This is a genomic window from Sphingopyxis panaciterrulae, assembly GCF_014199295.1.
Taxonomy (GTDB): domain Bacteria; phylum Pseudomonadota; class Alphaproteobacteria; order Sphingomonadales; family Sphingomonadaceae; genus Sphingopyxis; species Sphingopyxis panaciterrulae.
This window is the reverse complement of the sequence record NZ_JACIJH010000014.1, coordinates 36331-53925: the sequence shown is the minus strand read 5'-3', so window position 1 is coordinate 53925 and position 17595 is coordinate 36331. Positions and strand designations below refer to the sequence as shown.

Here is a 17595-nt window from a genome sequence, read left to right as displayed (position 1 = left end):
CGAGGGGGAAGGGGGTGTGAATCTCAAACGATCCCATGACTGCCGAGCCAGGCCCACAGCAGTTCGGGCCACGCGGCGACCGGCAATCCCGCAGTCTTCATCAGTCCGAAGCCATGCCCTCCGCGCTCGAAGAAATGACTCTCGCATGGCGTGCCGACCGCGCGCGTCGCCGCACGCAAGCAAAAGCTGTTTTCGACCTTGACGACATTATCGTCCTCGGCGTGGAGCAGGAACAGCGGCGGCTGGTCGGGGCGGGCATTGCGTTCGGGTGAGTAGAGCGCCTCGCGCGCCGCTTCGGAAGCCGCCCCGAGCAACTTTGCGCGGCTCCCGGCATGGGCGATCGCCGGGTCCATCGACACCACCGGATAGAGGCCGGCGAGCGCATCGGGCCGCGCCGGGAGGACGTCGGCGCCATCGACCGGATCATAGACGCCGGCGTTGAAGCGCGTCAGCAGGCTGGTCGCGACATGACCCCCGGCCGAAAAGCCGCCAAAGGCGACGCGCGCCGGGTCGATGCCGTCCTGCCTGGCGCGGCTGCGCACCAGCCGCACCGCGCGCTGCGCGTCGGCGAGCGGCACGTCCGCGCCGTTCGTCCAGCCGTCGCCCGGCAGGCGATAGAAGAGGACATAGACGGTGACGCCGCGAGCCGCGAGCCAGCGCGCCAGTTCATAGCCCTCCTTGTCGATCACGACATAGCGATAGCCGCCGCCGGGCGCGAGGATCATGGCGGCCCCATTGGGGTTGGCTGGACGGAAGATGTCGAGCCGTGGCCGGACGATATGTTCGAGCATCCGGTCGCTGGCCTGCGGGTCGTCGCTGCGCTGGACGACGCGCTCGGTGAGGCCTTCAGGCGCGGTGAGATAGCGGTCGGGCCAGAGCGCGACGCTCGCGTCGGGCGCGAGGCCCGCGGGCCGCGTCCACGCCTCCTTCGCTCCGGTCGCGGCGGCGGTCGCGAAGGGCAGTACGAGGCCCGCGGCGAGCAGGCCGCGGCGGCCGAGCGTCACTGTCCGGCCTTCGGCGGATTGGGGTAGGCGACGATCAGCACCAGCGGCTCGTTTCCCGTCTGGCGGATGCCGACCTGCGCGCCCGTGTAGAGCCAGGCCGCCATGCCGGGCTTCAACGCTTTCTCCTCGCCGTCCGAATGGACGATGCCGGTGCCCGAGACGACATAATAGATTTCGTCGTGGGCGATTCGGTGCACGCCGATCGCGGCGCCGATGTGCAGCGCGCGCTTCCTGAACTCGAAGCTGCGCGGGGCGGGGACGGCGTCGCTGATCCGCCACGCGGTCGATAGGCCGATGGCGCCGTGCGGCGGCGCTTCCTCGCGCACCGTCGCCGCCTCGTCGATCACGATCATCGCGGGCGCGGGCGCCGCGGCACCGCCGAGCAGCAGCGCGAGCAACGCGCTCATTTCACGCCCCCGCGCGAATCCCCACGCGAATCGAGGTCGCGCGCCGACAGATGCTCCTGCGGCACCGGCGTGGTCTGCGCGGGGTAGCGGCCCGATTTCGGCTCCATCGTCGCGAGGTTCCATTCGGCCTCGACGAACGGTGCGCGCACGGGTTCCTCGACCTTGGGATAGGCGCTGACCTGCTTCTCGTCGTCGATGATCTCGCCGCGCCCTTCGGCGATGTAGAAGAGGATGCGAATTTCCTCGTCGTCGCGTGCCCAGGGCCGCGCGCCTGCGGTCGCGAGGACCGAGGTTTCGACATCGCGCGTCGGCAGGATGTCATAATCCGCGACTGGCGCCAGGGGCGCCTTGGCGCGGATCAACTCGGCGCGCGTCTCGCCATAGCGGCCGAATTCGGGGAGCGGATTGCCGTGGCGGTCGACCGCGATATTGTCCTTGCCATAATATTGCAGGTCGCCGTCGCCGCCGAGCATCAGGAAGGGCAGGCCCTCGTCGGTGTCGTTGCCGCCGCGCATCACATTGCCGATCGCTGTGATCTGGCCCGTGACATAGTCGTGCCCGACCCATTCGAGGTTCATCAGGTTGTAGTGCACCGCGCGGTGCCCGGGATTGTAGATCAGATTGTTGATCATCAGCACCTGTGCCCCGCCCTTCACCAGCGGCGCGCGCTCGACATTATGCGCCCAGATGTTGCGATAGAAGACGATGCCGGTGGTGTTGTCGTGGACGAGCGAGCCCTTGCTGTGCTCTCCCTTCGGATGGCTTGCGTCGGCAAGCCCCTCGGCGGCGAGATTGTTTGAAAAGGTGACATCGTGGCTGGTGCCCTCGCGCCATTCGGCGACGGTCTTGCCGTCGAAGCGCGGGCCCGACGCCGACATATTCTCATCGAGCGCCCACAGGAAAGTGCAATGGTCGATCACGACATTGTGTGCGCCCACGGTCGACAGCGCGTCGGCCTCCCATCCGCTGCGTTTCGGCTGACCATCGACCCCGGTATAGACGCGGAGGTGGCGCATCACGACGTCGTGGGTCTTCACGTCGATGCCGGTGCGGATCAGCGTGATCCCCGGTCCCGGCGCGGTCTGGCCGGCTATGGTCAGAAAGGGCTCGGTGATCGTCAGCGTCTTGCGTCCCATGTCGATCACGCCACCGACTTCGAACACGATAATGCGCGGCCCCTTCGCCTCGGCCGCCGCCTTGAACGAGCCCGGACCGTCGGGCGCCAGCGTCGTCACGCGGATGATCTTGCCGCCGCGCCCGCCCGGAGTCGCCGCCGCCGGACCGACCGCGCCGGGGAAGGCGAGCGCCGCCGAATCGGCCGCGAAAGCGGGGTTCGCGGGCAGGGCGGGGGCCATCAGAAGCGCGGCGACCAACAGCTTTTTCAGCATCCATTCTCTCCCGTATCTCTCATCGCGATTGGGGTCTTGACATAGGCGCGACAATCCTTCAATCATTTTTGACACCGGTTACCTAGACCGGCAAAGAGATAATGGGGGAGAGGGCGTCCCGACCGGCCGCATTCGGCACGGGCCCACGCACACTCCTGACAGATGATGGGACGAACGATCGGTTCGATTCGTTTGGTTCATGAAAGTAACCGGTGTCATTCCTTGCCAAAGGCAGGGATGCGCTGCGAAAAGGGAGGATGATGATGGCTATGCAGAATAAATGGGGCATTCGCAGTTGGACCCGGCTGGCGTGCGGCGCGTCGCTCGCGGCGCTGGCGGTCTCGCCGGGCCATGCGCAGGAGGCGGGCGCGACGGCCGCGAGCGGCGACGAGATCGTCGTCACCGGCTTCCGCGCCTCGCTCGACAAGGCGCTCGACCAGAAACGCAATGCGACCGGCGCGGTGGACGTGATCGTCGCCGAGGATATCGCCAAATTCCCCGACCAGAATCTCGCCGAATCGCTGCAACGCATTCCCGGCATCTCGATCCAGCGCGACGCCGGCGAGGGCCGCGCGATCACGGTGCGCGGCCTGGGCGCGCAATTCACCCGCGTCCGCCTGAACGGCATGGAAACGATCGCGACCTCGACCGACGGCGCGTCGGCGAACCGCGACCGCGCGTTCGACTTCAACGTCTTCGCGTCGGAACTGTTCACCTCGCTCGTCGTCCACAAGACGGCGTCGGCGTCGCTCGACGAAGGGTCATTGGGGGCGGTGGTCGATCTCAACACCGGAAATCCGCTGGCCGGCAAGGAAGGGCTGACGGCCGTGGTCTCGGTGCAGGGGCGCTACAATGATCTGACCAAGGATGTCGATCCACGCCTCGCGGGTCTTGTCGCCTGGGCCAATGCCGACCGCACTTTCGGCGTTTCGGCCTCGGTTGCCTGGGCCGACTATACGACGCACGAACTGGGCAACAACAGCGTCCGCTGGGCGCAGGCGCCGTTCCGCAGCGTCGATGGCGAGACCTGTCTTGCCGGCAGCGATTTCGTCGCCGACCCGTCGGCCGGCTGCATCGAAGTCGCCGAGGCCTTCCACCCGCGCATTCCGCGCTACGGCCTTGTCAGCCACGCGCGCGAGCGGCTCGGCGCCACCGCGTCGATCCAGTTCGAGCCGACCGAGAATACCAAGATCTCGATCGACGGCCTCTATTCGACCTTCAAAGAAACCCGCGACGAATATTGGGGCGAGGTGTTGCTGCGCAGCGAAGAGGCCGGCATCGACGTGTCCAACTACACGATCGACGCGGATAATAATCTGATCTCGGCCGATCTCGACAATGTCTATGTCCGCACCGAACGCTATTCGCGCCAGAGCAAGACCAAATTCTATCAGCTTTCGGGGCGGCTCGAACAGCGGCTGACCGACAGTTTCAAGCTCAACCTGCTCGGCGGCTTTTCGAAGTCGAAGGCCGATATCCCGGTCGAAACGACGCTCGCGTTCGACGACACCGACGCGACCGGCTATCATTACGACTATTCGAACATGAAATACCCGCTGCTCAGCTTCGGCGCGGGGATCGACGATCCGACCGCGTTCGAGCTGGCCGAGTTCCGCGACCGCCCGTCTTTCCTGACCAACAAGTTCAAGACCTTTGCCGCCGATTTCGACTGGGACGTCGCGGACCGCTTCAGCCTGCTCGGCGGCGGCTTCTTCCGCCAGTTCGATTTCGACACCATCGGCTATCGCCGCGACAGCAGCTATTGCGCGGCCTTCACCTGCGCGCCGGGGACGAACGGCCTGCCGGTCACCGGCGACATCGCGGAGATTTTCGAACTCGGCAAGGCGGGCCAGCCGTCAGGCAACACCAATGCCTGGGTCGTGCCCGACCTCGACGCCGGCACCGCGCTGGTCGACCTCTATGGCCGTCCCGCGGTGCTCCAGCAGGGCGAGCAGCGCTCGGTCACCGAAAAGACCTATGGCGGCTGGTTCATGACCGAGTTCGAGACCGATGTGCTCGGGATGCGCGTCACCGGCAACGCCGGGGTCCGCTATGCGAAGACCGACCAGAGCTCGTCGGGATTCAACAGCGGCACCTTCGTCACGGTCGAGCGCAGCTATGACGACTGGCTGCCCTCGTTCAACCTGAACCTGCACCCGACCGACAATATCATCCTGCGCGGCGCGATCGCGAAGGTCATCACCCGTCCGACGCTGGGCAGTCTGACGCCGGGCGGTTCGGTCGACCAGTTCAACTTCCGCATCACCTCTGGCAACCCCTTCCTCGACCCCTATCGGGCGACGACCTATGACCTTGCGGCCGAATGGTATTTCGCGCCGGGCGCGATCGCGTCGGTCGCGCTGTTCGTCAAGGATATCGTCAGCTTCCCGCTGTCCGATTCGTTCCAGGGCACCTATGCGGACAGCGGCCTGCCGACGTCGCTGCTGACCGTGAACACGCCAGCCTACAATGCGGTGGTGCGGGGCGACGATCCCAATCGCGAATTCGAATATCGCACGACGATCAACGGCCCCGGCGCGAATCTGAAGGGCGTCGAGCTGTCGCTCCAGCTTCCCTTCTCGGTTTTCTCCGACTCGCTGCGCCATTTCGGCGTGCTCGGCAACGCGACCTTCGTGAAGAGCGACGTCGACTATGCGATCCGCGGCGCGCTGGAATATGACCCGGCCGAGAATGATCTGGTGGCGCCCCCGGCGGGCACCTACACCCAGCCGCTGCTCGGCCTCGCCAAACGGGCGTGGAACGCCACAGTCTATTATGACGACGGCAAGCTGTCGGTCCGCACCTCGGCCGCGTGGCGCTCGGGCTACAACGACAGCACCAGCGGCAACAACAATGTGTTCGAAGGTTATGGCAGCTCGTTCAACCTCGATGCCTCGATCCGCTATGCGCTGACCGACCATATCGAACTGTCGATCGAGGGCACCAACCTGACCGACGATTACCGCTATCGCTTCGTCGACCTCGAGGCGAACCGCAATTACGAGAATAATCATTACGGCCGCACCTTCCTGTTCGGGGCGCGGTTCAAGATCTGATTGTGCAGACATAGTCCCTGGTACATCCCCATGACCCGGTCCTCGCTATCGAGGACCGGGTATTTTTTCGTCTAGGAAGGAAAAAAGCCGATGACCGACCGCCGCGACCTGCTCAAGCTGGCGGGGGCTGGCGTCTTCGCGTCGGGCTTCACCGGTCCTGCGGCCGCCGCCGCCGTGCAGCCGGCCGCGGCCTGCGCGCCGCTCGCCGCGCCGCGCTGGGCGCGCGGGCTCGATGGACAGCGCAAGGCCGATCTCGGCGACGGGCGCTTCCTCAACCCGATCATGGCCGGCGACCATCCCGACCCGTCGATCCTGAAGGACGGGCGCGATTATTACATGACCTTCTCGACCTTCGATTCCTATCCGGGGCTCGTCATCTGGCATTCGCGCGACCTGGTGAACTGGCGGCCGGTCGGGCCGGCGCTGACCAGGAACATCGGGTCGGTCTGGGCGCCCGAGCTCTGCAAGCATGATGGGCGCTATTATCTCTACATCCCGACCAAGGGGCCGAACACGAGCTGGGTGATCTGGGCTGATCGGATCGAGGGGCCGTGGAGCGACCCCGTCGACTTGCATCTGCCCGATCATATCGACCCCGGCCACGCGGTCGGCGAAGACGGGTCGCGCTGGCTGTTCCTGTCGGGCGGCGACCGGGTGCGCTTGTCGGACGATGGCCTCAGCCGCATCGGCGAGCCGGAGCATGTCTATGATCCGTGGCGCTATCCCGCCGACTGGGTGGTCGAGGGTTTTGCGCCCGAGGGGCCGAAGATCGCGCGCCACGGTGACTATTATTACCTGGTCACCGCGGTCGGCGGCACTGCGGGACCGCCGACCGGCCATATGGTGATCGCGGCGCGCTCGCGCTCGATCCACGGCCCGTGGGAGAACTGCCCGCACAATCCGCTCGTCCACACGAAGTCGAGCGCCGAGACCTGGTGGTCGCGCGGCCATGCGACGCTGGTCGAAGGGCCGGCGGGTGACTGGTGGAGCGTCTATCACGGCTATGAGGCGGGCTATTGGACGCTCGGGCGCCAGACCTTGCTCGACCCGGTCGAATGGACCGACGACGGCTGGTTCCGGATGCGCGGCGGCGACCTGTCGCAACCGCTCGCCAAGCCCGCGGGCGGCGCGGCGGGGCCGCACGGCATGGCGCTGTCGGACGATTTCGGCACCCTCGCGCTCGGCGCCAAATGGAATTTCTTCCGCCCCGCGGCCGACGAGCGCAGCCGCGCCCGCGTCGCGGACGGCGCGCTGATCCTGACCGCGCGCGGCACCGCGCCGGTCGATTCATCGCCGCTGCTGACGATCGCGGGTGACCAGGCCTATCGCTTCGAATGCGATATCGAGATCGCGCCGGGCGGCACCGCGGGACTGATCCTCTTTTACGACGACAGGCTCTATTGCGGCCTCGGCTTCGATGCGGAGCGTTTCGTCACTCATCAATATGGCATCGAGCGCGCGCGGCCAGCCAATCCGCACGGGCGCCGAATGCGGATGCGCGTCACCAACGACCGCCATATCATCACTTACGACACCAGCGGCGACGGCGGAAAGACGTGGACGCGCTTCGACCGCGGCATGGAGGTATCAGGCTATCACCACAATGTGCGCGGCGGTTTCCTGATGCTGCGTCCCGGCCTCTATTCGGCGGGGGAAGGGGAGGCGCGCTTCTCGAACTTCACCTACCGCGCGCGCGATTGAGGATCAGCGAGGCGGCGGCGGCGCGACCGACTGGCGCTCGATGAAGGTCGAGGGCAGCACCGGGCTTTCGTCCTCGGCAAGCTTCGCCTCCTTGCCCAGGAAATCGGCGACCAGCGTGCGCGCGGCGCGCACCCCCATCTCGCGGATCGGCCAGCGCACCGTGCTCAGCGTTGGCCAGATATGCGTCGCGGTCGGCGAATCGTCGAAGCCGATGATCGACAGCTCGCCCGGCACCGCCATGCCCTTGCCGTGCGCGACGCTCATCACCCCCGCCGCCATCTCGTCGTTCGAGCAGAAGATCGCCGTCGGCGGCTCGGCCAGCGACAGAATTTTCTCGCCTGCCTCGACCCCCGCGGTGTAGCGGTAATTGCCCGGCGCATAATGGTCGTCGGCGAGCGACAGGCCCGCCTCTTCGAGCGCCTCGTGAAAGCCCTTTTCGCGTTCGGCGGCCGAACGGAAGCCGGCGGGGCCGCGCACGAAGCCGATGCGGCGATGACCGAGCGCGATCAGCTTGCGCACCGCTTCCGCCACCACCTCGCGGTCGTTCGACGACACGCAATGCCGCGCATCGTCGAGCAACGCCGAGCCGACGCGGACATAGCGCACGCCCAGGCTCTCGCAGAGCGCCGCGAGTTCGTCATTCTCCGAAATCGGCGGCAGCAGCATCGCGCCGATCGGCCGCTGCTTTTCGAGGAAGATGCGGACATCCTCCAGCATCGCGCCCGACCCGCGGTCGACCGGGCGGACGAGCAGCGCAAGGTCGCTGTCCTTGATCGCGTCGAGCACGCCCTGCTGGAAATTGAGCACTGTCTGCGCGTTCGGATTGTCGTGGAGTAGCGCGATCAGGAAATTGCGGCGAAAGGCGAGCGCGCGCGCCTGTGGATTGGGGACGAAGCCCAGCGTCTCGATCGCCTGCTGCACCGCCAGTCGTGTCTTTTCGGTGATGAATTCAGATCGGTTGATGACGCGGCTGACCGTCTTCTTCGAAACCCCGGCGAGCGCTGCCACATCGTTGATTGTCGGTTGCTTTCCGCTCTTTCCGGTTGCGCGTGCCGCCATAGGGTCTGCTTTCCTTTGCCGGGGGATCGCCCGCGCCGGGCGTCGCCGCCGCGCGTTTTCCGCCCTTGGGCCATTGATGGGCGTTCGCAGGGGCAAAATCAACCGCATCGGCGATGGAGTGCTTGCTTTTGACACCGGTGTCTTTTACAGCATCCGGCACGAGAGGGAAATGACGACGATGCGGGCGACCGACGAACAGAAAAATGTGGCCCGCGCTTTCGTTGCGGCGCGCGCGGAAAAGACACCGCTTACCGTCTATCCCGGTGTTGTGCCGCGGACGATGGCCGACGCCTATGCGATCCAGGACGCGGCGATTGCGCTCGACGGGCGGCCGATCGGTGGCTGGAAGGTGGGCCGGATCGCGCCCGACCTCGTCGATCGGTACGGCGGCAACCGCTTGACCGGCCCGATCTTCGCCGACGAGATTATTGATGCTGGCGACGGCCATGTTCCCGCGATGGGCGTCTACGCTGGCGGTTTCGTCGCCGCCGAGGCCGAGGTGCTGCTTTGTTTCGGCGAGGTCGCGGAACAGGATTACGACATCGACAGCGTCAGGACCTGTATCACCGAAATCCGCACGGGTATCGAGATCGCGAGTTCGCCCTTCGCAGGGATCAACGCGCACGGTCCCGCGGTGACCGCGTCCGACTATGGCAACAACAAGGGGCTCGTGCTCGGCCCGCCGATCACTGACTGGCGCACCATCGACCTGATCGGCATGCCGGTCGAATTCCTGATCGACGGCGTATGCGTCGGCGCAGCGACCATGGCGACGATGCTCGATGGCCCGTTCGGCTCGGCGCTCTTCCTGATCCGCACGCTGCGGGAGCGCGGCATCGCGATCCCGCCGGGAACCTGGCTGTCGGCCGGCGCGATCACCGGCGTTCACGAAATTGCGGCGGGGCAGCGCGCCGACGCGCGCTTCGGCGGCACGATTTCGGTCGCCTGCACGGTGGCGCATCTTTGACGACATAACAAAGGGAGAGGGACATTGGCGCAGGCAATCGAGTCGGGAGGGGCGCCGCCGGCGCCCAATGTCGGACGCTATCGCTGGCTGATCGTCGGCCTGCTCTTCCTCGCCACCGCGATCAACTATGTCGACCGCCAGATGATCGGCGTCCTCAAGCCGACGCTGCAGCAGGAGATGGGCTGGACCGAGGGCGATTTCGCGACGATCGTCTTCTGGTTCCAGGTCGCCTATGCCATCGGCTATATCGGTTTCGGCCGCATCGTCGATCTGATCGGCGCGCGGCTCGGCTATGCGGTTGCGATCGTCATCTGGACGGTCAGCCACATGGCGCACGGGCTGGCGAATGGCGTTACCCAGTTCGCGCTCGCGCGCTTCGGCCTCGGTATCGGGGAATCGGGCAATTTCCCGGCGGGCATCCGCGCGGTGACCGACTGGTTCCCGCAAAAGGAACGCGCCTTCGCGATCGGCCTGTTCAACGCCGGCGCCAATGTCGGTGCGATTGTGACGCCGCTGCTCGTGCCCTTCCTGGTGCTGATGTTCGACTGGCGCGTCGCCTTCTATATCACGGGGTTGCTGGGTATAGTCTGGCTAATCGCCTGGTGGGCGCTCTATCGCCATCCCGATGAGCACCCGAAGCTGTCAGCGGACGAGAAGGCGTGGATTCAGCAGGATCCCGCCGATCCGGTGACGCCGATCGGCTGGCGCCGCCTGCTCGGGGTCAAGGAGACCTGGTCCTACGCGCTCGGCAAATTCTTCATCGACCCGATCTGGTGGTTCTTCCTCTTCTGGCTGCCCGGCTATTTGTTCGAGCGCTACGACATGGACCTCAAGAGCTTCGGCCTGCCGCTCGCCGCCATCTATCTGATATCCGACCTCGGCAGCATCGCCGGCGGCTGGCTGTCGTCGCGACTCATCAAGGCCGGCCACACGCCCAATTTCGCGCGCAAGGTCACGATGTTCCTTTGCGCCTGCTGCGTCGTGCCGGTCTATTTCGCGCAGGATATCGACAATGTCTGGACCGCGGTGCTGATTATCGGCCTCGCGACCGCGGCGCATCAGGCCTTTTCGGCCAATCTCTATACGCTGCCGTCGGACATCTTTCCGCGCGGCGCGGTCGGATCGGTCGTCGGCATCGGCGGGATGCTGGGCGCGGTCGGCGGCATGAGCATGGCACTGTTTACCGGCTACATCCTCGAAAAGACGAGCAATAACTATCAGATATTATTTGCTATTTGCGCCAGCGCCTATTTTGTCGCGCTGCTCGCGGTGCATATGCTGTCGCCCAAACTGGCGCGGGTCGAAGTCTGAAAGCAGAGGTTCCGGCCACGGAGCCGGATATATAGCCTGGGGTTATAGGAAGGTGTCGTCTTCGAAGACGCGCGGGCGCCGCCCTTCGGCCATGATGGCCGTATCCAAACCCGAAGAGGCTGTTGATGATCGCCGCTCCCTATCTGCTTTACCTCGGCAATGTGAACGACGAGGTCGGAATCAAGACGTCGCGTGGTCTCGCCGTCTTTAGGCCCGACGAGTGCGTCGGCGAGTTTCGGCACGACGGCTGCGAGCTGACCCTCGGCTTGCCGCGCATGGGCTTCGCCGAGGCCGTTGCTGCGGGTGCCCGGACGCTCGTCCTCGGCATCGCCAACGCCGGCGGCAAGCTCGGGGCCGAACTGGTCGCCGATGCGCAGACGGCAATCGAGGCGGGGCTCGACGTCGCCTCTGGGCTGCATCACCGCCTGCGCGACGAACCGGCGCTGGTCGAGGCGGCAGCGCGCCACGGACGGCAGCTTCATGACGTGCGCGATCCGCGGCCCGACATTTCCGTCGGCAACGGCAAGCCCCGCGCCGGGCGGCGCCTGCTGACCGTCGGAACCGATTGCTCGGTCGGCAAGATGTATGCGACGCTCTGCCTTGAAAAGGGCATGCGCGCGCGTGGTATGAAAGCCGATTTCCGCGCCACCGGCCAGACCGGCATCCTGATCGCGGGCGGCGGGGTGCCGCTCGACGCGGTGATCGCCGACTTCATCTCGGGCGCGATCGAGCAATTGTCGCCGGCGCGCGACGCGGACGGCTGGGACCTGATCGAAGGGCAGGGCTCACTCTTCCATCCGTCCTTTGCGGGAGTCTCGACCGGTCTGCTCCATGGCGCGCAGCCCGATGCGATCCTGCTGTGCCACGATCCGGTGCGGCCGCATATGCGCGGCCTTCCGCATTATGCGATGCCGGGCCTCGAAGAGACGCTCGAGGCCAATCTGCGCGTCGCACGCCTGACCAACCCCGGTGTTCGCGCCGTCGGGATCGCGCTCAACACCTCCAAGCTTTCGTCCGCCGAGGCGCATCGTATGTGCGGCGAAACGTCCGATGCGCTCGGCCTGCCGTGCGTCGACCCCTTTTCGATGGGAGTGGACCCCATTATCGACTGGATCAACCAATGCTTCGAACCCTCGTCGCGCGCCGCGATGCCTTCCCTCTGAGGACCCCGTTCCGCATCTCGCGCGGAGTCAAGACCGTCGCCGACGTGGTGACGGTAGAGATTTCGGCCGACGGTGCGACCGGACGCGGGGAGGGGGTGCCCTATCCGCACTACGGCGAGTCGGTCGAGGGCGCGCTGGCTGCGATCGAGGCGGCGCGCGGCGCGATCGAAGGCGGCGCGACCCGAGAGGAGTTGCAGGGCGCGATGGCGGCGGGGGCGGCGCGCAACGCGGTCGACTGCGCGCTCTGGGACCTTCAGGCCAAATTGTCTGGACGCAGCGTGACCGAACGGCTTGGCCGGCCGGCAATCGCGCCGACGCCGACCGCGATTACCGTCAGCCTCGACCGGCCCGGCGCCATGGCCGAAGCCGCCGCGGCGCTCGCCGACGCGCCGCTGGTCAAGATCAAGGTCGACCGCTCAGACCCCGAAGCCCAGATTCGCGCCGTGCGCGCGGCGGCGCCCAGGCCGCGCGTGATCGTCGACCCCAATGAAAGCTGGACTATCGCCGAGGTCGAGCGCCTGCAGCCGCTGCTCGCCGAACTGCGGATCGACCTCCTCGAACAGCCCCTTCCAGCGAACGACGACGATGCGCTCGAAGGTCTCGCGCCGCTCGTCCCGATCGCCGCCGACGAATCGGCGCATGTCGCGGGCGATGTCGATGCGCTCGCGGGCAAATATCAGGTCATCAATATCAAGCTCGACAAGACCGGCGGGTTGACGGGCGCCCTGGCGCTCGCCGATGCGGCCGCAGCCGCGGGGCTCGGCGTGATGACCGGCAGCATGATTTCCTCGTCGCTGTCGATTGCGCCGGCGCTGGTGATTGCGGCGCGCTCGGCGTTCGTCGATCTCGACGGGCCGCTCTGGCTTTCCGCCGACCGGCCCGGCGGGGTGAACGGCGCGGGGGGTGTCTTGACGCCACCGGCGCCGGGCTTTTGGGGAACGAGCTAGGTCGTTCCGATCGCAAAATAAATAGGGGTGTCGCCAATGAAATATTCCATCCGATATGCCGCCGCAACGCTTGCGCTTCTGTCCGCGGCGGCGATTCCGGCATCCCCCGGCACCGCGCAGCAGGCCGCCCAGGCCGATCTCATCCTTCGCGGCGGCACCGTCTATCCGGGCGGCGCGGCGCCCTTCACCGGCGACGTCGCGATTCGCGGCGATCGCATCACCTATGTCGGCCCGAAGGCCCCAGGCGGCGCGGCCAGGATCATCGACGCCACGGGACTGATCGTCGCGCCCGGCTTCATCGATCCGCACACCCATGTAAACGATGCGCTGACGTCGACCGATCCAGCCTCGCGGCTGGTTCTGCCCTTCCTGACGCAGGGCGTCACCACCGCCTTCATCGGCGTCGACGGGGGCGGCGACCCCGATGTCGCGCATATCTTCGGCCTGACGAAGCTGGAGGCGGGCAAGGGCGAACTCGAAGGGTTCGGCCAGTCGTCGCGCGATTACGGCATCAATTTCGCGACCTATGTCGGCCTCGGCACGGTGCGGATGAAGGTGATCGGTCCCGACGACCGCGCGCCGACGCCGGCCGAACTGGACAAGATGGTCGGCCTCGTCGACCAGGCGATGTGCGACGGCGCGCTCGGCTTCTCGACCGGTCTCTTCTATGCGCCGCAAAGCTTCGCCAAACGCGACGAGGTGGTCGCGCTCGCCCGGGCGGCGGCGGTGAAGGGCGGCGTCTACGACAGCCATATCCGCGACGAATCGAGCTATACCATCGGCTTGAAGGGCGCGATTGACGAAGCGCTGGCGGTTGGCCGCGATGCGAAGATTCCGGTGCATATCGCGCATATCAAAGCGCTCGGCGTCGACGTGCACGGCGAGGCGCCGCAGATCATCGCCGAGATTGAGGCGGCGCAAAAGGCCGGGCAGGTGGTTCACGCCGATCAATATCCCTGGTCGGCGTCGGGGACTGGCCTGTCCGCGGCGCTGCTGCCGCGCTGGGCGCAGGATGGCGGCCGTCCGGAAATGCTGAAGCGCTTCGCCGACGCGGCGACGATGGCGAAGATGCGGCCGGAGATTGCCGACAATCTCCGCCGCCGCGGCGGCCCGGCGTCGCTGCTTATCACCTCGGGCGCGCCCGACGTCGAGGGCAAGACGCTCGAAGAGGTGGCCAAGGAGCGCAAGGTCGATCCCGTCGACGCGGCGATCGCCATCCTGACCCAGCGCGAGACGGGGGTTGCATCGTTCAATCAGACCGAGCCCGACATCGCCGCCTTCATGAAACAGCCCTGGGTGGTGACGAGTTCGGACGCGTCGCGTGGACACCCACGCTATTATGCGTCCTTCGCGCGCAAATATGCGACCTATGTCAAGGACAAGCAGGTCATAAACCTGCAGGATTTCATCGACCGCAGCACGTCGGTGACCGCGCAATTGTTCGGACTCGACGGGCGCGGAACGCTGAAGGCCGGTGCCTTCGCCGACATCGTCGCCTTCGACCCGGCGACCTTCGCGCCACGCGCCGATTTCACCCATCCGACACTGTTCTCGACCGGCATGCGCTTCGTCGTCGTCAACGGCCAGTTGGCGATCGAGAATGGCGAACCCACCGGAATCGCGAGCGGTCGCCCGTTGCCGCATCGCCCGGCACCGGGCACCTGTCCATCGTCATAAGAGGGGATGATCCGTCGGTGGGGCTCCGGCGGTTCCGGGAGGCGCCCTCCACGCACAGAGATAGAAAAAAGGGGAAAATACATGTCCAGATCCACGTCGATCGTATCGGCCACCGCGCTCACCGTCGCACTGCTGTGGAACCTGCCCGCACAGGCGCAGGACGCCTCCCCGGCGCCCGCCGGGACCGTCGCGCCGCCCGATGCCGAAATCACCGTTACCGGCACGCGCATCCAGCGCGACGGCTATCAGGCGCCGACGCCGCTGACCGTCCTCGGTGCCGAGGATATCGAGGCGAGCGCGCCTGCCAACATCGCCGACTATGTCAACGACATCCCCTCGCTCGTCGGCAGCGTGACGCCGGCCAGCTCGAACCTCAACATCAGCGCCGGTACCGCCGGGGTCAATGCACTCAACCTTCGCGCGCTCGGGACGGCGCGGACGCTGGTGCTTCTCGACGGCCAGCGCTCGGTCGGCTCGACGCTCGGCGGGCTCGTCGACGTCAACACCTTCCCGCAGGGACTGATCAAGAGTGTCGAGATCGTTACTGGCGGCGCCTCGGCTGCCTATGGCTCCGACGCGGTGTCGGGCGTGGTCAACTTCATCCTCGACAAGGAATATACCGGGCTCAAGGCATCGGCCGAATATGGGCTCACCGCCTATGGCGACGCCCCCAGCTACCGCGCGACGCTGACGGCGGGCAAGGCCTTCGCCGCCGGCCGCGGCCATATCCTGCTCAACGGCGAAATCGCGGTGAAGCAGGGACTGCACCGGGTGCCGCGCGACTGGAACCAGCAGGGTTGGTACATGATCAACAACCCCGCTTATGTCGCAGGCAATGGTGAGCCTGAGCGCCTTGTCGTCCGCGGTGCGGGCCTCAGCCTTGCGACGCCGGGTGGCATCATCACCGATACCGAACTGCGCGGCACGACCTTCGGTCTCGGCGGGGCGGTCGGCCAATTCGACTATGGCACGGTGCGCAACCCGTGGATGATCGGCGGCGACTGGCAATCGACGCAGGTCAACAGCTATCAGTCGCTCGACCCGTCGGAGAACAGGAAGAGCCTGTTCGGTCGCCTCAGCTACGAGGTCGCCGACTGGCTCAATCTCTTCGTCCAGGCCTCCTATGCCAAGTCGAAGAATATCGGCCACCTCGGCATTCAGCTCAACCAGGGCAATGTTACGATCCGGTCGGACAACGCCTTCATCCCCGAAGAGGTGCGTACCCGGCTCGACGACCTTGGCATCGCCGAATTCAAGCTCGGCACGACCAACGCCAATCTGCCGGTGCGCAAGAACGACACGCGGCGCGAGTTGCAGCGCTACGTCGTCGGCGCGAACGGCAGCTTCGACCTGTTCGGGTCCGAAGCGCGCTGGGACGCCTATTATCAAAAGGGCATCAGCCGCACGCGCGAGATGGCGCGCGACATCTCGAACAACGCCCGCCTCGCGCTCGCGCAGGATGCGGTGTTCGCGCCCGCCGGCAACGCGCTCGGCGTGCCCGAGGGGACGATCGTCTGCCGCTCGTCGCTGACCGATACCGACAATGGCTGCATCCCGTTCAATCGTCTCGGCATCGGCACAGCGAGCCAGGAGGCGCGTGATTGGGTGCTCGGCAATCCCTTCCGCAACCAGAAATTCCAGCAGGATGTCTTTGCCGCCAACCTGTCCTTCGACCCCTTCGATCTGCCGGCGGGCCCGGTCTCGGTCGCGATCGGCGGCGAGCACCGGCGCGAGAAGGTGTCGGGCGAGGTGCTGCCCGAATATCAGTCGGGCTGGTTCGTCGGCAATTTCCTGCCCAGCTTCGGTTCCTATCATGTGACCGAAGCCTATCTCGAACTGCTGGTGCCGGTGATCGAAGGGCTGGACCTCAACGGCGCGGTGCGCGGGACCGACTATTCGACGTCGGGCTATGTCACGACGTGGAAGGCTGGGCTGACCTTCGAACCCATTCCCGACATCCGCATCCGCGCGACGCGCTCGCGCGATATCCGCGCACCCAATCTTGGCGAATTGTTCACCGCCGGCTCGACGCGCATCAATGTGCTGATCGACCCGACGCAGAATAATGCCTCGGTGCAGTTCGCGGGTACGACCCGCGGCAACCCGGCCCTCAAGCCCGAAACAGCCGATCAATGGGGTGTCGGTGTAGTGCTGCAACCGCAATTCCTACGCGGCTTTGCATTGTCGGTCGACTATTACGACATCAAGATCAAGGGCGCGATCGGTTCGGTCGACGCCCAGACGATCGTCGATCGCTGCGCCGAGGGCGTCCAGGAATTCTGCAGCGCGGTCGTCCGCGGACCCAATGATTTCGGCAATAATCTGCAGGTCTTCGAAAGCCCGTTCAACTTCGCCGTCCAGCGCGCGAAGGGGATCGATTTCGAAAGCAGCTATCGCGTGCCGGTCGCCTCGGGCAACCTGACGCTGCGCGCGATGGCGACGCGCTACATCAAGAATTATTTCGACAATGGCATCGAGGTGCCGACCGACACGGTGGGCCAGAACGCCCCCGGCGGGACGCCGAAATGGCTCTATCGCGTCCAGGGGACCTATTCGAACGACGACTTCACCTTCAATCTGACCGGACGCGGGGTGAGCAGCGGGGTTTACGACACCAGCTTCATCGAATGCACGGCATCCTGCCCGGTCTCGACCGTGACGAACCGGACGATCAACGACAATCGCATCGCCGGGGCCTTCTATCTGGACGCCTCCCTGACCTTCAATATCGAGGCCGGGGGCAGGGAGATGCAATTCTATCTCGCCGCCAACAATCTGCTCGACAAGAATCCGCCGGTCGTCGCGCCGGGGCCTGCGGGCAGCGCCTATGCGACGCCGGCGACCAACCAGTCGCTCTACGACCTGCTCGGCCGGACCTTCCGGGTCGGCGTCCGCTTCGAAATGTAAGGGAGACC

The 17595-nt window shown here is 66.0% G+C and carries 12 protein-coding genes; 8 read left to right on the top strand and 4 right to left on the bottom strand.

Annotated features, from left to right (window positions below):
- Positions 1-23: 23 nt before the first annotated feature.
- Genes FHR21_RS16995 through FHR21_RS16985 form a run of 3 tightly spaced genes read right to left on the bottom strand, consistent with a single transcriptional unit; the run spans position 24 to position 2799 of the window.
- Positions 24-1004, bottom strand: coding sequence for an alpha/beta fold hydrolase (locus tag FHR21_RS16995; RefSeq protein WP_184100483.1), 981 nt, complete (start codon positions 1002-1004; stop codon positions 24-26).
- A complete protein-coding gene (locus FHR21_RS16990; RefSeq protein WP_184100481.1) occupies positions 1001-1411 on the bottom strand; it encodes a cupin domain-containing protein in 411 nt (136 codons plus the stop codon). The genes FHR21_RS16995 and FHR21_RS16990 overlap by 4 nt, the downstream gene beginning before the upstream one ends.
- Positions 1408-2799 (bottom strand): pectate lyase family protein, encoded by a 1392-nt coding sequence (locus FHR21_RS16985; RefSeq protein WP_420825296.1) that lies wholly within the window; start codon positions 2797-2799, stop codon positions 1408-1410. The genes FHR21_RS16990 and FHR21_RS16985 overlap by 4 nt, the downstream gene beginning before the upstream one ends.
- Before the next feature lie 263 nt (positions 2800-3062).
- Here FHR21_RS16985 and FHR21_RS16980 point away from each other — a divergent pair, with 263 nt between their 5' ends.
- Together FHR21_RS16980 and FHR21_RS16975 are read left to right on the top strand one after the other, a co-directional pair.
- The gene (locus FHR21_RS16980) at positions 3063-5855 is read left to right on the top strand and encodes a TonB-dependent receptor (RefSeq protein WP_184100479.1); all 2793 of its coding nucleotides are present in this window, start codon (positions 3063-3065) and stop codon (positions 5853-5855) included.
- A gap of 90 nt (positions 5856-5945) precedes the next feature.
- Entirely contained in the window at positions 5946-7556 is a 1611-nt protein-coding gene (locus FHR21_RS16975) for a family 43 glycosylhydrolase (protein ID WP_184100477.1), read from the top strand.
- Between the two features lie 3 nt (positions 7557-7559).
- Here the strand turns inward: FHR21_RS16975 and FHR21_RS16970 are convergent, their stop codons facing one another.
- Entirely contained in the window at positions 7560-8615 is a 1056-nt protein-coding gene (locus FHR21_RS16970) for a LacI family DNA-binding transcriptional regulator (RefSeq protein WP_184100475.1), read from the bottom strand.
- A gap of 169 nt (positions 8616-8784) precedes the next feature.
- On the opposite strand from FHR21_RS16970, the gene FHR21_RS16965 reads away from it, so the two are divergent.
- The 6 genes from FHR21_RS16965 to FHR21_RS16940 all read left to right on the top strand — a co-directional run bounded on the left by FHR21_RS16965 (position 8785) and on the right by FHR21_RS16940 (position 17587).
- Entirely contained in the window at positions 8785-9582 is a 798-nt protein-coding gene (locus FHR21_RS16965; RefSeq protein WP_246427291.1) for a 2-keto-4-pentenoate hydratase, read from the top strand.
- A gap of 24 nt (positions 9583-9606) precedes the next feature.
- Positions 9607-10893: an MFS transporter gene (locus FHR21_RS16960; RefSeq protein WP_221235234.1), complete on the top strand. Its 1287-nt coding sequence runs from the start codon at positions 9607-9609 to the stop codon at positions 10891-10893.
- 125 nt (positions 10894-11018) lie between these two features.
- The gene (dgcN, locus tag FHR21_RS16955) at positions 11019-12056 is read left to right on the top strand and encodes an N-acetyltransferase DgcN (protein WP_184100472.1); all 1038 of its coding nucleotides are present in this window, start codon (positions 11019-11021) and stop codon (positions 12054-12056) included.
- The gene (gene dgcA, locus FHR21_RS16950; protein WP_184100470.1) at positions 12014-13003 is read left to right on the top strand and encodes an N-acetyl-D-Glu racemase DgcA; all 990 of its coding nucleotides are present in this window, start codon (positions 12014-12016) and stop codon (positions 13001-13003) included. The genes dgcN and dgcA overlap by 43 nt, the downstream gene beginning before the upstream one ends.
- A gap of 36 nt (positions 13004-13039) precedes the next feature.
- A complete protein-coding gene (locus FHR21_RS16945) occupies positions 13040-14680 on the top strand; it encodes an N-acyl-D-amino-acid deacylase family protein (RefSeq protein WP_184100468.1) in 1641 nt (546 codons plus the stop codon).
- 81 nt (positions 14681-14761) lie between these two features.
- On the top strand, positions 14762-17587 hold the full coding sequence (locus FHR21_RS16940) for a TonB-dependent receptor plug domain-containing protein (protein WP_184100466.1): 2826 nt from the start codon (positions 14762-14764) through the stop codon (positions 17585-17587).
- Positions 17588-17595 lie beyond the last annotated feature (8 nt).

Coding starts and splice junctions, on each gene's coding strand:
- FHR21_RS16990 (WP_184100481.1), bottom strand. CDS start 1,411: ATGAGCGCGTTGCTCGCGCTGCTGCTCGGCGGTGCCGCGGCGCCCGCG.
- FHR21_RS16985 (WP_420825296.1), bottom strand. CDS start 2,799: ATGCTGAAAAAGCTGTTGGTCGCCGCGCTTCTGATGGCCCCCGCCCTG.
- FHR21_RS16980 (WP_184100479.1), top strand. CDS start 3,063: ATGGCTATGCAGAATAAATGGGGCATTCGCAGTTGGACCCGGCTGGCG.
- FHR21_RS16975 (WP_184100477.1), top strand. CDS start 5,946: ATGACCGACCGCCGCGACCTGCTCAAGCTGGCGGGGGCTGGCGTCTTC.
- FHR21_RS16970 (WP_184100475.1), bottom strand. CDS start 8,615: ATGGCGGCACGCGCAACCGGAAAGAGCGGAAAGCAACCGACAATCAAC.
- FHR21_RS16965 (WP_246427291.1), top strand. CDS start 8,785: ATGACGACGATGCGGGCGACCGACGAACAGAAAAATGTGGCCCGCGCT.
- dgcN (WP_184100472.1), top strand. CDS start 11,019: ATGATCGCCGCTCCCTATCTGCTTTACCTCGGCAATGTGAACGACGAG.
- dgcA (WP_184100470.1), top strand. CDS start 12,014: ATGCTTCGAACCCTCGTCGCGCGCCGCGATGCCTTCCCTCTGAGGACC.
- FHR21_RS16945 (WP_184100468.1), top strand. CDS start 13,040: ATGAAATATTCCATCCGATATGCCGCCGCAACGCTTGCGCTTCTGTCC.
- FHR21_RS16940 (WP_184100466.1), top strand. CDS start 14,762: ATGTCCAGATCCACGTCGATCGTATCGGCCACCGCGCTCACCGTCGCA.